Below are 13,168 nucleotides of genomic sequence, written 5' to 3'. Positions count from 1 at the left end.
CAGTGTTGACGGTGACGACGCCGTGCCGAAATACCGGCCCGCTGTACTGAGGTCGACCCCGTGATCACCCCTCCCGGAAAGGAGACCGCATGCTCCGCTTCGTCTCGCGCCGCCTCGTGCAGGGCCTCGTCACGGTCTTCGGAGTCGTGACGGTCGCCTTCTTCCTCGTCCGCCTCTCCGGGAACCCGGCCGCGCTGCTGCTCGGCCCGGAGGCGTCCCAGGCGGACGTCGCGCGACTCTCGGCCTCGCTCGGCTTCGACCAGCCGCTGCTCTTCCAGTACACCGGCTTCCTCGCCGGCGCCCTCACCGGCGACTTCGGCGACTCTCTGCGTCAGGGCACGCCCTCGCTCGAGCTGGTGCTGCAGCGCCTCCCCGCGACGCTCCAGCTCGCGCTGACCAGCTTCGTGCTGGGCCTCGTCCTGGCCTTCGCCGTGGTGCTGGTCCTGCAGCTGTCCGACTCGTCGCGGCTGCGGAACGCGGTGCTCTGGTTCGCCAGCGCCCGCCAGGCGATCCCGTCGTTCTGGTTCGGCATCCTGCTGGTGATGGTCTTCGCGGTCAGCCTCGGGCTACTGCCGGCGCTCGGCAACAACTCGTCGCTGTCGATCGTCCTGCCCGCGGTGACGATCGCGACCCTCGAGCTGGCGCTCTACATCCGCCTGCTCGACACCGGCTTCGCCGAGCAGTACCGGATGGACTACGTCCGCACCGCCTACGCCAAGGGCCAGCGCCGCAGCGTCGTGATCCTCCGGCACATGCTGCCCAACGCGCTGCTGCCCGTGATCACGGTCGCCGGGCTCAACCTCGGCGCGCTGCTGGGCGGCACCGTCGTCGTCGAGCTCGTCTTCAACTGGCCGGGGGTCGGGCAGCTGCTGATGCAGTCGATCTCCACCCGCGACTACACCGTGGTGCAGTCGGCGATCCTCGTCATCGCGCTCTTCTTCGTCGTCGTCAACGTCCTCGTCGACCTCGTCTACGCCGCCCTCGACCCGAGAGTGAGACTCCAGTGAGCCCCGCCACCGACACCCGGCCCCGCACCACTCCCGCCACCACCGTCACGCCGACCCAGATCCTCGCGATCCAGCGGGTGCGCGGGCTGTTCCGGCGGCCGCAGCCCGGTTCCGGCGGGCGGGCACCGCTCAGCGCGTCGTTCTTCGTCGCGACCGGTCTGGTCGTGATCGTGGTGCTGACGATCGTCCTCGTGCCGCTGCTGCCGATCTTCGACCCGGACACCCAGGATCTGCGCGCCCGCTTCCTGCTGCCGCTGGCCGACCCGGCGCACCTCCTGGGCACCGATGCGCTGGGCCGCGACATGCTCTCCCGCCTGGCCGTCGCCGGCCGCGTCTCGCTCTCGATCGCGGTGCCGGCCGTGGCCCTCAACCTGCTGATCGGCGTGACGCTCGGGCTGATCGCGGGCTACTTCGGCGGGCGGCTCGACAACGTCATCTCGGCGCTCTCCGACATTCAGCTCGCGATCCCGATCATGCTGCTGCTGATCGCGATCGTCTCCGCGATCGGGCCGAGCGTGCTGACGCTCATCGTGGTGATCGGCGTCGCCAACTGGGTCGGCTACGCCCGCGTCGCCCGCGCCACGGCCTGGTCGCTGCGCGAGCGCGAGTTCATCTGGGCTCCGAAGACCCACGGGGCCACGCACGGCTGGATCCTGCGCAAGCACCTCGTGCCGAACGTGATCCCGGCCCTCGCGGTGCTGGTGCCGTTCGACCTCGGCGTGATCGTGCTGCTGGAGGCGGCGCTGTCGTTCCTGGGCCTGGGCATCCAGGCGCCCACCCCGAGCTGGGGCGGGATGATCGAGGAGGGCCAGACCTACCTCCGCGACAGCCCGATGATCACGATCCTCCCCGGCCTGATGCTCTTCATGCTCGTGGCCGGGCTCCAGTTCATGAGCCAGCGCCTCACCGGCGTCCAGTCGCAGAAGGCGGAGTAGACCATGACCAGCCCCCTCCCCGGTGCTCCCGTCCTCAGCGTCCGCGACCTCGTGATCGAGGCCGGACCGAGGGAGGCGCCCGTCCGCCTGGTCGACGGCATCGGCTTCGACGTGCTGCCCGGCGAGGTCGTCGCGATCGTCGGCGAGTCCGGCTCGGGCAAGTCGATGACGATGCTCTCGACCATGGGCCTGCTGCCCCGCGGCGTCCGGGTCGCGAGCGGCGAGATCCTGCTCGGCGGCGTCGACCTGCGCACGATCGACCAGGCGGCGCTGCGCTCGATCCGCGGCCGCTCGCTGTCGATGATCTTCCAGGACCCGATGACCTCGCTGAACCCGGTGATGCGGATCGGCACGCAGATCGCCGAGATGATCACGCTGCACGAGAAGGGCCTGACGCGGGCGCAGGTGCGCGACAAGGCGCTCCGCCTGCTCGAGCTGGTGCACCTCCCAGACCCGGAGCGCAGGCTGCGCGCCTATCCGCACGAGCTCTCCGGCGGCCAGCGCCAGCGGGTGATGATCGCGATGGCGATCGCCCACGAGCCGGGGATGCTGATCGCCGACGAGCCGACGACGGCGCTCGACGTGACCGTGCAGGCGCAGGTGATGAGCGTGCTGCAGGAGGTGCGCGAGCGGCTGAGCTCCTCGCTCGTCCTGGTCACGCACGACCTCGGGCTGGTCGCCGAGAACGCCGACCGGGTGCTGGTGATGCACCAGGGCCGGATCGTGGAGAGCGGCACGACCCTCGACGTCTTCCGCGACCCGCAGGACGACTACACCAAGCGGCTGCTCGCCAGCATCCTGCCGGTCACCGGCCGGGAGGCGCGTGCCGTCGAGCCGGTCGTGCACACGGTGGAGCACCCGCACGCCGAGCCGGTCGTCGAGGTGTCGGACGTCCGCGTGCACTTCCCGCAGCGCGGCGCCTGGGGCCGCTCCGCCGAGCCGTTCCGCGCGGTCGACGGGGTCTCCTTCCGCCTCGAGGCGGGCCGCACGCTCGGGCTGGTCGGCGAGTCCGGCTGCGGCAAGTCGACCCTGGTGCGCACGATCCTGGGCATGCAGAAGCCGACCTCCGGCTCGGTCTCCTACCGCGGCACCGTCGTCTCCGAGCTGAGCGACCGGGCCCGCCGACCGCTGCGGGCCTCGATCCAGGCCGTCTTCCAGGACCCGTACTCGTCGCTGGATCCGCGGCTGACCGTGCGCGAGATCGTCGCCGAGCCGCTGCGGATCAACCGGGTCTACTCGGCCGCCCGCGTCGCCGAGGTGCTCGAGCAGGTGGGGCTGACCCGCGAATCGGCGTCGCGGCGGCCGGCCGACTTCTCCGGCGGCCAGCGCCAGCGGGTGGGCATCGCCCGCGCCCTGGCGCTCAAGCCCGACGTGCTCGTGCTCGACGAGCCGACCTCGGCGCTGGACGTCTCGATCCAGGCGCAGGTGATGGCGCTGCTGACGGAGCTGCAGTCCGAGCTCGGGCTGGCCTACCTCTTCGTCTCGCACGACCTGTCGGTCGTCCGGGCGCTCGCGGACGACGTCGCGGTGATGCACCGCGGCCTGCTCGTCGAGACCGGGCCGACCGCCGCGGTCTTCGACGATCCGCAGCACGCCTACACCCGCTCGCTGCTCGCCTCGGCCCCCGTGCCCGACCCCACCCGCCGCCGGCGCGCGCTGCCCACCGCAGCCTGAGCCGCCGGCCCGCACAGCCCTCCCTCCGGCACCACCGCACCTGCACGTCACCGCCGCACCAGTCACCGCCGCACCAGCCAGCTCCGCCCGCACCGCCGCACCTGCACGCCTGCGCTCCCGCAGACCCGCAGCCCACCGACGAAAGGCACTCCCCCATGCCCCGAAGCACGCAGCTCCGCAGCACCCGACCCCGCAGCACCGGGCCCCGCAGCACCCGCCGCCGGCTCGCCGCCGCGGCGGCCCCCGCCGCCGCCCTCGCCCTGCTGCTCACCGCCTGCAGCGGCCCCGCCTCCTCGAGCGACGCCGGCGCGGCGAAGGACTCGATCGTCGTCGCCCAGCCGAGCGACCTCGCGAACGCCGACCCGGTGATCGACAACGGCCTCTACTCGACGAACATCTTCCACGCCGTCTACGACCAGCTCACCACCGTGGACGGCGAGGGCGCCCTCCAGCCGCGCCTCGCGACGGAGTGGACCGCGAGCGAGGACGCGAAGACCTGGACCTTCACCCTCCGCGACGACGCGACCTTCAGCGACGGGACCCCGGTCACCGCCGAGGACGTGCGCTTCAGCTTCCAAGCGGTCATCGACGCCCCGGACTCGCTGAACAAGATCTACACGAACAACATCGCGAGCATGACGGTCGTCGACGACACCCACCTCACCTTCGAGCTGACCGCCGGCGACGCCGCCTTCACCCGCCGGGTCTACTACATCTCGATCGTGCCGGAGGAGTACTACACCTCGGTCGGCTCGGCCGGCTTCGCCGAGGCGCCGATCGGCTCCGGCCCGTACACCTTCGAGAGCTGGACCCCGGGCGTCTCGACCGTCCTCGCCGCGAACCCGGATTACTGGGGCGGCGAGCCGGCGATCGCGAACGTCACCGTCGAGCCCATCGCCGACGCCGACGCTCGGCTGAACGGCCTGCTCTCCGGCGACATCGACCTCACCGCGATCACGCCCGCCCAGGTCGCCTCGGTCGAGGGCTCCGGCTACACCGTCGCCGAGGGCCAGTCGAACCAGCTCGTCTACCTCGGCTTCAACGAGACCTCCGGCGGACCGCTCGCCGACGCCGACCTGCGCAGCGCCATCAGCCTCGCGATCGACCGCGAGACGATCATCGAGACGATCCACGACGGCTACGCGACGGTCGCGAACGCGTCCTCGGTCGCTCCGAACGTCAACGGCTTCGACGCCGAGCTGCCCGATCTCGCCTACGACCCGGAGGCGGCTGAGGAGCTCGTCGCCTCCTCCGGCTACGACGGCAGCGCCATCACCTTCCAGTACCCGACCGGCGGCAACGTGCCCAACTCGGCCGAGGTCGCGCAGGCCATCGCCTCGCAGCTGGCCGACGTCGGGATCACGGTCACGCTGGAGGGCGTCGAGTACTCCTCCTACGTGCTGCTGACCTCGTCGAAGTCGCACCCGGGGATGTACATCACCCAGTTCTCGCCGTCGATGATGGACGCCTCCACCACGCTGAACTACCTCTACGGCCCGACCGGCTACGCGATCTTCTCCGACCCGGACGTCGACGCGCTGATCGTCGAGGCCAACGCGACGGTCGACGTCGACGCCCGCAACGCCGTCATCGCCGAGATCTGGGGGCTGAACGCCGAGCGGACCCACCTCGCCAACATCGACTACACCGTCGGCACCTACGGGGTCGCCCCCGGACTCGACTGGACCCCGCGCGCCGACGGCCACGTCGACTGGCGCGAGGCGAGCTGGCAGTAGCCGGCGGCCGATCGGAGAGACGAGCAGAGAAAGAGGAGCCCGCATGTACCTCGCCGACGACACCGGCAGCAGCCACGACTTCACCTGGATGGTCAAGAACGCGGTGGTGCCGCGGCCGATCGCCTGGATCGGCACCGAGAGCGCGGACGGCGTGGGCAACCTTGCCCCGTTCTCGTACTTCACCCTCGTGACGATGGACCCGCCGACGCTGATGATCTCGTTCACCGGGGAGAAGGACTCGCACGAGAACATCCGCGCCACGGGCGAGTTCGTGGTCAACCTGGTCACCGAGGGCCAGGCCGAGGTGCAGACGGCGACCGCCGCGATCACCCCGCCGTCCGTCGACGAGGCGGCGCTGCTGGGCCTCGAGCTGACCGACTCGGTGCGGATCGCACCGAAGCGCCTGGCGGTGGCGAAGGTCGCGCTCGAGTGCGTGCTGCTGCGCGAGACCGAGGTCTACGACGCGCACGTGGTCTTCGGCCAGGTGCTCGCGGTGCACGCGGACGACTCCGTGCTCGACGAGCGCGGGCGGATCGACGTGGCGAAGTACCGCCCCGTCGCCCGCCTCGGCGGCTCGCTCTACACGACGGTCACGAGCGACTACAAGCACGCCGTGCCGGTCGCCACCCGGGAGTGGCTCGCCGCCCAGCCCGGGGGCGCCGCGGCTGCGCCCGTCGACCCCGACGAGCTCGCCGCGGCGGCCGCCTGGTCCACCGAGCAGGCCGCCGCCGCCGTCTGAGCGCCGCGCGCTCTCGCGCCCCCGCGCCCCTTCCCCCGGATCGATCCGGCACGAACGGTCGTGCGCCGGCTCACTGGGCCGCCGTTCGCGACCGATGGATCCGGTCGCCGCGACGGACGGAGCGGCGGATAGGGCTGTGAGCGCCGCGCGAGCGACTCCGGCGGCGAGGCCCGGACCCGCGTATTGGCGGCAGCCGACGGCGAGAAGTCCTGATCAGAGCCCGATCGCGAGCCCGGAGCCGCGCGCAATCAGATCGGCACCCCGCCGCTCCCGCGGCGAAATCTCCGCCCTGTGGACTGACGGCAGAAGCCCAGAAGCCCAGCACCGCGGCACCGCGGCACCGCGGCAGCACCGCATCCACCCACGACCTCGAAGGAGACCGCCCGATGGTCACACCGTTCCACCTCGCCTGGTTCACCCCGTTCAAGACGCCCGCGTGGAAGAGCCCGTGGGCGGCCGACACCCCGATGACGTGGCTGAACGGCGACTACTACATCGACATGGCGCGCCAGCTCGAGCGGGCCGGCTTCGACTTCATGATGTTCGAGGACTCGACGCTCGTCTCGGACACCTACGGCGGCTCGACCGAGAACGACCTCAAGCACGGCTTGCACTCGCCCAAGGGCGACCCGGTGCCGCTGCTGCCGGTGCTCGCGCAGCACACCTCGAAGATGGGCTTCATCGCGACGATGTCGACCAGCTTCTACCCGCCCTTCATCCTCGCCCGGACGATGGCGACGATGGACCACCTCACCCGCGGCCGCGTCGGCTGGAACGTGGTCACCTCCTCCGAGGACCTCGCCGGGCAGAACTACGGCCTCGACCACCTGCTGCCGCACGACGAGCGCTACGCGATGGCCGAGGAGTACGTCACCGTCGTCAAGGCGCTGTGGGACTCGTGGGAGCCCGGCGCGATCATCGCCGACCGCGAGACCGGCGTGCTCGCGGACCACACCAAGGTCCACCCCATCCACCACGAGGGGAAGTACTTCAAGGTCCGCGGCCCGCTGAACCTGCCGGCCGGGCCGCAGGGCCACCCGGTGCTCTGCCAGGCGGGCGGCTCCCCCGCCGGTCGCGACTTCGCCGCCAAGCACTCGAACGTGCTGCTCTCCCAGCCCAGTGGCGTCGACGGGATGAAGGAGTACCGCGACGACATCCGCGCCCGCGCCGCCGGGCACGGCCGGAATCCGGACGACGTGAAGGTGATGTACATCATCCAGCCGGTCCTCGGCGAGACGCAGGCCGACGCCGAGGAGCTGGCCCGCCGCCGCTACGAGCTCTCGCAGGACCAGATCGAGACCCTGCTGGGCATCATGTCGATCACCACCGAGGTCGACTTCAAGCAGTTCGACCTCGACCAGCCGCTGCCCGACGACGTGTCGACCAACGGCCACCAGTCGGGGCTCGCGGCGTTCAAGAAGCGCGCGGCGGGCAAGACCATCCGCGAGGCGCTCACCGGCCAGTCCTCGGAGTCCGTGAAGCTCGTCGGCACGCCCGACTCGGTCGCCGAGCAGATGGAGGAGGTCGTCGACGCCGTCGGCGGCGACGGGTTCCTCGTCCGCGGCGAGCCGGTGCGCACGCACTCGCGCCGCTACATCGACGAGATCGCGAGCGGACTCGCGCCGGCCCTGCGCCGCCGCGGCCTGATCCGCACCTCGTACGACGAGCCCACCTTCAAGGCGAACCTGGCGGCGTTCTGATGGTCGCGCCGTTCCACCTCGGCTGGTTCCTCAACGGCACCTCCGTCCCCGCCTGGGGGCAGGAGTTCTCCGGCGCGATCGGCACGCAGTGGCAGCAGGCCGAGATCTTCGTCGACCTCGCGCGGGCGATGGAGCGGGCCCGCTTCGACTACGTGCTGATCGAGGACAACACCTTCGTCGGCGACCGCTACGGCGACTCGATGGAGCTCTACCTCAAGCACGCCTTCCAGACCCCGCGGCAGGATCCGATGGTCACCGCGACCCTGCTCGCGCAGGCCACCGAGAAGCTCGGGATCATCGCGACGGCCGGCACCTTCGCCTACCACCCCTACATGCTGGCCCGGCTGTCGGCCTCGATCGACCAGATCTCCGGCGGGCGGATGGGCGTGAACGTGGTGACCGGCACCTCCGACCGCGCGCTGCAGAACTACGGCTTCGACGGGATGGGCGAGCACGACTCGCGCTACGACGTCGCCGAGGACTTCCTGAAGGCCGCCATCGCACTCTGGGACACCTGGGAGCCGGACGCCGTGGTCGCCGATCCCGCCACCGGCTACTGGGCCGACCACACCAAGGTCCGCCGGGCGGACTACCGCGGCAGCCACTACTCGACCCGCGGACCGCTGAACACCGGCCCGCTGCCGCAGGGCCGTCCGGTGATCTCGCAGGCCGGCGGCTCGCCCCGCGGCATCGCCTTCGCGGCGAAGTACGCCGACACCATCGTCGCGATCCACGCGACGGCCGAGGGCATGAAGTCCTACCGCGACAAGGTGCGCGCCGCGGCGCTCTCCTTCGGGCGGGACCCGGACGACATCAAGGTGCTCTTCGGGGTCGGGCCGATCGTCGGGTCGACCGAGGCGGAGGCGCAGGAGCGGGTGCGCCTGCGCCGCGACGACATCGCCGAGAACATCGAGGTGCACCTGGCCGCGATGGCGAAGTCCACCGACATCGACTTCGCGCAGGTGCCGCTGGACGTGCCGCTCGGCTCGCTCGATCTGCGCACCAACGGCACGCAGCAGCTCACCGACTTCGTCACCCGCAACGCGACGCGGACGCTCCGCGAGGCGGTCGTCTCGCGCGGGGTCGGCAACGGGCCGGTGATCGCCGGCACCCCCGAGTCGGTCGCCGACCAGCTCGAGGAGATGATGCGCGTCGCCGGCGGCGACGGCTTCCTGATCTCGACCAGCGGCGTCACCCGGCGCTTCATCGCCGAGATCTGCGACGGCCTGGTGCCCGAGCTGCAGCGCCGCGGGCTGACCCGGCGCGAGTACTCGTTCGACCAGCTGCGCGACAACCTGCTCGAGTTCTGAGCCCCCGTCCTTCCTTCCCATCCCTGTTTCGAGGAGAACCACCATGCGCGGATACGTCGACACCGACTGGGGTCAGCTGCACTACCGCAGGAGCGGCTCGGGCGGACCGGCGATCGTGCTGCTGCACGAGTCGCCGCGCACCTCCGCCGTCTACGAGCCGGTGCTGGACGCACTCGGCGCACACGCGACGACGATCGCCTTCGACACCCCCGGCTTCGGCCAGAGCGACTCGGCGCCCGCCGACCAGCCGCTCGCCGAGTACGCCCGGATCCTGGTGCAGGGCCTGGACGCGCTGGGGGTCGGCGAGTTCGTCCCCGTCGGGATGAAGACGGGCAGCTCGCTCGCGACGGCGATCGCGATCGCGCTGCTCGGCACCGGCCGGGTGCGGCGGGCTGTGCTCTACGCCCTCGAGGAGCCGGAGCCCGCGGCGATGGAGCACTGGGCGCAGAACTGGGCGCCCGAGCTGCCGGTCACGGCCGACGGCGCCGTGCTGCGCTACCTCTGGGACAAGAACGTCGGCCTCTACGGCACTGAGGACCCGCGGGCGCTGGCCGGCTGCGTCGCGGACACCCTCGGCAACCTCGAGCGCTACAACTCGATCTATCCGGCGGTGTTCCGCGGCCGCGCGAAGACCTGGGCGGACAACCTGGCGCTGGTCGAGGCGGGCGTCGAGCTCACCGTGCTGCAGCCGCCGTGGGCGCGGATGACGCTCGACGTGCCGATCGAGTTCAGCCGGATGCCCGGGACCCGGGTCGTCGAGATGCCGGTGAGCGGGCAGTTCCCGGCGCGGGCGCCGCGGGAGTTCACCGCGGCCGTGCTCGCCGCGGTGGGCGCTCCGGTGCCGGCGTGACGGCGTGACCGGCGTGACCGGCGTGAGGTCGTGACGGGCGGCGTCCGCTGGCCGCTGACCGGCCTGATGCTCTCGCAGTTCGTCGCCGGGCTCTCCGCGACCATCGTCGCCACGAGCGTCCCCACCGTGATGCGCTCGCTGGAGGGCGCGGCCGCGCTCTCGACCTGGCTGGTCGCGGCGACGATCCTCGGCAACACCGCGACCACTCCGCTCTGGGGCCGGCTCGCGGATCTCGTCGCGCCGAAGCGGATCCTCCAGGCCGCGATCGGCGTCTTCGTCGCCGGCTCGGTCCTCGCCGCGCTCGCCCCCTCGACGGCGGTGCTGCTCGCCGCACGGGCGCTGCAGGGCATCGGTCTGGGCGGGACCGCCGCGGTGTCGATGGCCGCCGTCGCCCTGCTGGTGCCGCTGCGCGAGCGCGGCCGGGTGAACGGGTCGCTCCAGGCCCTGCAGACCTCGGCGACCATCCTCGGCCCGATCGTCGGCGGGGTCGTCGTGCAAGCGCTCGGCTGGCGCTGGTGCTTCGTGGTGGCCCTGCCGTTGGCCGTCGCCTCGTTCGTGGTGCTGACCGCCTCGCTGCACGTGCGGCTGCCGGTCACGCCACGCGGCGGACGCACGGACTACGCCGGGGCGCTGCTGATCGCGACCGGAGTTCCCGCGGCGCTGATCGCGCTGACGCTGCTGGGCGAGGGATCGGGCGGCGGGGGCTCGAGGGCGGTCGCGCTGCTGGGCTTCGGCGGCTTCGGCGCGCTCGCGCTGGTCGCGCTCGTGCTCGTCGAGCTGCGGGTGGCCGCTCCGATCATCCCGCTGCGGCTGCTCGTGGCGCGGGTCCCCCTGGTCTGCGCGGTCGCCGCCTTCCTGCTCGGCTCGACGCTCTTCGGCGGCTCGGTCTTCGTCACCCAGTACCTGCAGCTCGGGCTCGGGATGGATCCCGCGCCCGCCGGTCTGCTGCTCGCTCCGATGGCGGTCGGCGCGGTGATCGCGTCGTTCACCGCCGGCCGCGCCGTCACGCGCCGCGGCCGGGTGAAGGGCGTGCTGCTGCTGGCCGCGGGCGCGATGCTGCTCGGCAACGTCGCCCTCGCCCTCGCGCCGCTCGCCCCGCTGCCGCTCGCGCTCACCGGGGCTCTGCTGCTCTCGGCCGGCCTCGGCATCACGCTGCAGAACCTGGTGCTCGCGGCGCAGACCGTCGCGCCCGCCGGCCGGACCGGCTCGCTGAGCGCCGCGATCGTCTTCTTCTTCACCCTCGGCGGCACCGTCGGGCTGGTGGGCTACGGTGCGGCGCTGTCCGCTCGACTCACGGCGCTCGTCTCGGCCGGCGCGGCCGAGGCGGAGGCGTACGCGCTCGCCCTGCCGCTGGTCTTCGCCCTCTCGGCGGCAGCCTGCGCGGCGGCGGTCGGCGCACTGGCCGCGCTGCCCGCCGTGCGACTCCGCCCGGCGGGGTGAGCCCGACGGTTCCCGCAGAAGGGGGGTCCGCGGATGACTGAGAACGGGCGCAGGGGTGTGACCGCTCCTGGCACGCTGGGCGCAGGCTCCGTTCACGTCATCCCGAAGGGAAGCGATGCCCGTTCTCCAGCTGGTGCTGTACCTGGTCGACGATCCCGAGCAGAGGGCGCACGCCTGCACGTTCCACGGTGATCGCCACAAGCTCGCCCACGACCTGGAGACGCGGCAGTTCCTGCCGGTCGCGCGCGGGCCCGAGCAGTACAGCGTGGTCGCGGTGAACCGCATCCAGCGCGTCGAGTTCGAGCGTGTCGACGCGGACGCGCAGCCGCTCTCGGACACCGTCGCCTGCTAGCCCGAGCGCAGGAGAGCGGATCGTTACCCGCTCGCCGCCCCCCGCACGCGAGGATGGGCAGTGGGGGACGATCCGCGACCCCCGTCGTCCGCTTCTCCGGGGGTCCGCCATGCCCGTCCCATCCCGCTCGCTCCTGCGCACCGCCGTCGCCGGCACCGCCCTCGCCCTCGGCGTCGGGACGGTTCTGAGCGGCTGCGTCTCCTCCGACGAGCCCGTCGCGCAGCCGGCCGCGACGGTGACCGCCACCGCCACCGCGACCGTCACCGCGACGCCGGCCCCCACCGCGACCCCCGCGCCGACCGCGACGCCCGCGGCCGCCGCGAGCCTGCTGATCGGGCCGACCTCGTTCTCGCTGGTGGACGCCACCGGCGCACAGCTGGGCGCCTGGGCCTACCGCGACGGCACCGGCGCGGTCGCGGCGCTGACCGAGGCGTTCGGCAGCGAGCCGACCGAGTCCGACGACATCCCCTACGAGGGCTACCGCAGCCGCGCCTACACCTGGCCGGGCTTCGTCCTCCGGGACACCGACGTCTACGACGCCGGCGGGCCGGAGCTCACCTACCCCGAGCCGGACATCCTGGTCGAGGCGACCGCGCCCGCCGTCGACGGCGTCGCGATCAGCACGCTGGGCGGAGTCGCGGTCGGCGATGCCGCGGCCGAGGTGGCTGCCGAGCACCCGGAGAGCACGACCGACGGCTCGCTCAGCTTCTTCTCCTTCGACACGACGACCGTCGGCACCACCGAGGACTTCGAGCTGACCAACTGGGTGGCGGCGCTCGCGGAGGATCAGGTCACCGTCTCGAGCCTGCGCGCGCCCTTCATGAACTGGGGCGTCTGAGCCCGTTCCGCGGCCGCCGTCAGGCGACCGAGCGCAGGTGCCGGAAGGCCGAGCCGTGGAAGACCAGCGGCTCGATCGTCGCGTCGTTGTGCAGCGCCGTCACCTCGAGGAGGACCACGTGGTGGTCGCCGGCGGGGATCTCCCCGTGGATCGAGCACTCCAGCCAGAGCGGTGAGCCGTGCACGAAGACGGCACCGGCCTCGCTCCGCTCGATCTCGAGGCCCTCGAAGCGGCCGGCCTTGTTGCGGGAGGCGAGCTGGCGCGCGGCGACACTGTGGCCGGCTCCCATCACCGAGACGCCGACGCGGCCCGCCCCGCGCAGCACCGGCCAGGTGGTCGACGAGTTCTGGATGGCGAACATCACCAGCGGCGGGTCCATCGAGACGCCGACGCTGAACGAGGAGGCCACCATGCCCTCGAGCGTGCCGTCCACCTCCGCGGCGAAGGCGGCGACGCCGGAGGGGAAGTGCGAGAAGGCCTGCCGGAGCAGCTGCGGGTCCGGCGAGTAGGTCTCGAGGGTCATGGCGCGGGTGTCCTTCCGGAGGGAGCGGGCAGGGCGGAGACCCGCCGTCGAGGCACGATCCTGA

At 72.2% G+C, this 13,168-nt stretch carries 12 protein-coding genes; 11 read left to right on the top strand and 1 reads right to left on the bottom strand.

The features are described 5' to 3' along the window. Positions 1-89 precede the first annotated feature (89 nt). From MT353_RS20275 to MT353_RS20225, 11 genes are all read left to right on the top strand, one after another. The gene (locus tag MT353_RS20275) at positions 90-1,007 is read left to right on the top strand and encodes an ABC transporter permease (protein WP_243625745.1); all 918 of its coding nucleotides are present in this window, start codon (positions 90-92) and stop codon (positions 1,005-1,007) included. After that, on the top strand, positions 1,004-1,942 hold the full coding sequence (locus MT353_RS20270; protein ID WP_243625744.1) for an ABC transporter permease: 939 nt from the start codon (positions 1,004-1,006) through the stop codon (positions 1,940-1,942). Before MT353_RS20275 ends, MT353_RS20270 begins: the two co-directional genes overlap by 4 nt. A gap of 3 nt (positions 1,943-1,945) precedes the next feature. Next, positions 1,946-3,616 carry an ABC transporter ATP-binding protein gene (locus MT353_RS20265; protein ID WP_243625743.1) on the top strand — a complete coding sequence of 557 codons (1,671 nt, stop codon included), beginning with the start codon at positions 1,946-1,948 and terminating at the stop codon, positions 3,614-3,616. Positions 3,617-3,771: 155 nt separating this feature from the next. Then, the gene (locus MT353_RS20260; protein ID WP_243625742.1) at positions 3,772-5,352 is read left to right on the top strand and encodes an ABC transporter substrate-binding protein; all 1,581 of its coding nucleotides are present in this window, start codon (positions 3,772-3,774) and stop codon (positions 5,350-5,352) included. Positions 5,353-5,395: 43 nt separating this feature from the next. Continuing rightward, entirely contained in the window at positions 5,396-6,091 is a 696-nt protein-coding gene (locus tag MT353_RS20255) for a flavin reductase family protein (RefSeq protein WP_243625741.1), read from the top strand. 386 nt (positions 6,092-6,477) lie between these two features. Then, positions 6,478-7,791: an NtaA/DmoA family FMN-dependent monooxygenase gene (locus MT353_RS20250; protein WP_123734796.1), complete on the top strand. Its 1,314-nt coding sequence runs from the start codon at positions 6,478-6,480 to the stop codon at positions 7,789-7,791. After that, positions 7,791-9,101, top strand: a complete 1,311-nt coding sequence (locus MT353_RS20245; RefSeq protein ID WP_123444750.1) for an NtaA/DmoA family FMN-dependent monooxygenase — start codon at positions 7,791-7,793, stop codon at positions 9,099-9,101. Before MT353_RS20250 ends, MT353_RS20245 begins: the two co-directional genes overlap by 1 nt. Positions 9,102-9,144: 43 nt before the next feature. After that, positions 9,145-9,951: an alpha/beta fold hydrolase gene (locus tag MT353_RS20240; RefSeq protein WP_243625740.1), complete on the top strand. Its 807-nt coding sequence runs from the start codon at positions 9,145-9,147 to the stop codon at positions 9,949-9,951. Between the two features lie 30 nt (positions 9,952-9,981). Then, the gene (locus MT353_RS20235) at positions 9,982-11,391 is read left to right on the top strand and encodes an MFS transporter (protein WP_243625739.1); all 1,410 of its coding nucleotides are present in this window, start codon (positions 9,982-9,984) and stop codon (positions 11,389-11,391) included. Between the two features lie 115 nt (positions 11,392-11,506). Then, positions 11,507-11,743 carry a hypothetical protein gene (locus MT353_RS20230; RefSeq protein ID WP_123444746.1) on the top strand — a complete coding sequence of 79 codons (237 nt, stop codon included), beginning with the start codon at positions 11,507-11,509 and terminating at the stop codon, positions 11,741-11,743. A 109-nt stretch (positions 11,744-11,852) separates the two neighbouring features. Further along, entirely contained in the window at positions 11,853-12,581 is a 729-nt protein-coding gene (locus MT353_RS20225; protein WP_243625738.1) for a hypothetical protein, read from the top strand. 19 nt (positions 12,582-12,600) lie between these two features. Here MT353_RS20225 and MT353_RS20220 read toward each other — a convergent pair whose 3' ends face one another. Next, positions 12,601-13,104, bottom strand: a complete 504-nt coding sequence (locus MT353_RS20220; RefSeq protein ID WP_243625737.1) for a flavin reductase family protein — start codon at positions 13,102-13,104, stop codon at positions 12,601-12,603. Between the last annotated feature and the right edge of the window lie 64 nt (positions 13,105-13,168).

It is taken from the genome of Rathayibacter sp. VKM Ac-2927, assembly GCF_022815525.1.
In the GTDB taxonomy this organism is placed as follows: Bacteria; Actinomycetota; Actinomycetes; order Actinomycetales; family Microbacteriaceae; genus Rathayibacter; species Rathayibacter festucae.
The sequence above is the reverse complement of the archived record's forward strand: the minus strand, read 5'-3'. Positions and strand labels throughout refer to the sequence as shown.

Bases quoted from the DNA above. Each gene is read 5' to 3' on its own strand.
- MT353_RS20275 (WP_243625745.1), top strand. From the start codon at position 90: ATGCTCCGCTTCGTCTCGCGCCGCCTCGTGCAGGGCCTCGTCACGGTC.
- MT353_RS20265 (WP_243625743.1), top strand. From the start codon at position 1,946: ATGACCAGCCCCCTCCCCGGTGCTCCCGTCCTCAGCGTCCGCGACCTC.
- MT353_RS20260 (WP_243625742.1), top strand. From the start codon at position 3,772: ATGCCCCGAAGCACGCAGCTCCGCAGCACCCGACCCCGCAGCACCGGG.
- MT353_RS20255 (WP_243625741.1), top strand. From the start codon at position 5,396: ATGTACCTCGCCGACGACACCGGCAGCAGCCACGACTTCACCTGGATG.
- MT353_RS20250 (WP_123734796.1), top strand. From the start codon at position 6,478: ATGGTCACACCGTTCCACCTCGCCTGGTTCACCCCGTTCAAGACGCCC.
- MT353_RS20245 (WP_123444750.1), top strand. From the start codon at position 7,791: ATGGTCGCGCCGTTCCACCTCGGCTGGTTCCTCAACGGCACCTCCGTC.
- MT353_RS20240 (WP_243625740.1), top strand. From the start codon at position 9,145: ATGCGCGGATACGTCGACACCGACTGGGGTCAGCTGCACTACCGCAGG.
- MT353_RS20230 (WP_123444746.1), top strand. From the start codon at position 11,507: ATGCCCGTTCTCCAGCTGGTGCTGTACCTGGTCGACGATCCCGAGCAG.
- MT353_RS20225 (WP_243625738.1), top strand. From the start codon at position 11,853: ATGCCCGTCCCATCCCGCTCGCTCCTGCGCACCGCCGTCGCCGGCACC.
- MT353_RS20220 (WP_243625737.1), bottom strand. From the start codon at position 13,104: ATGACCCTCGAGACCTACTCGCCGGACCCGCAGCTGCTCCGGCAGGCC.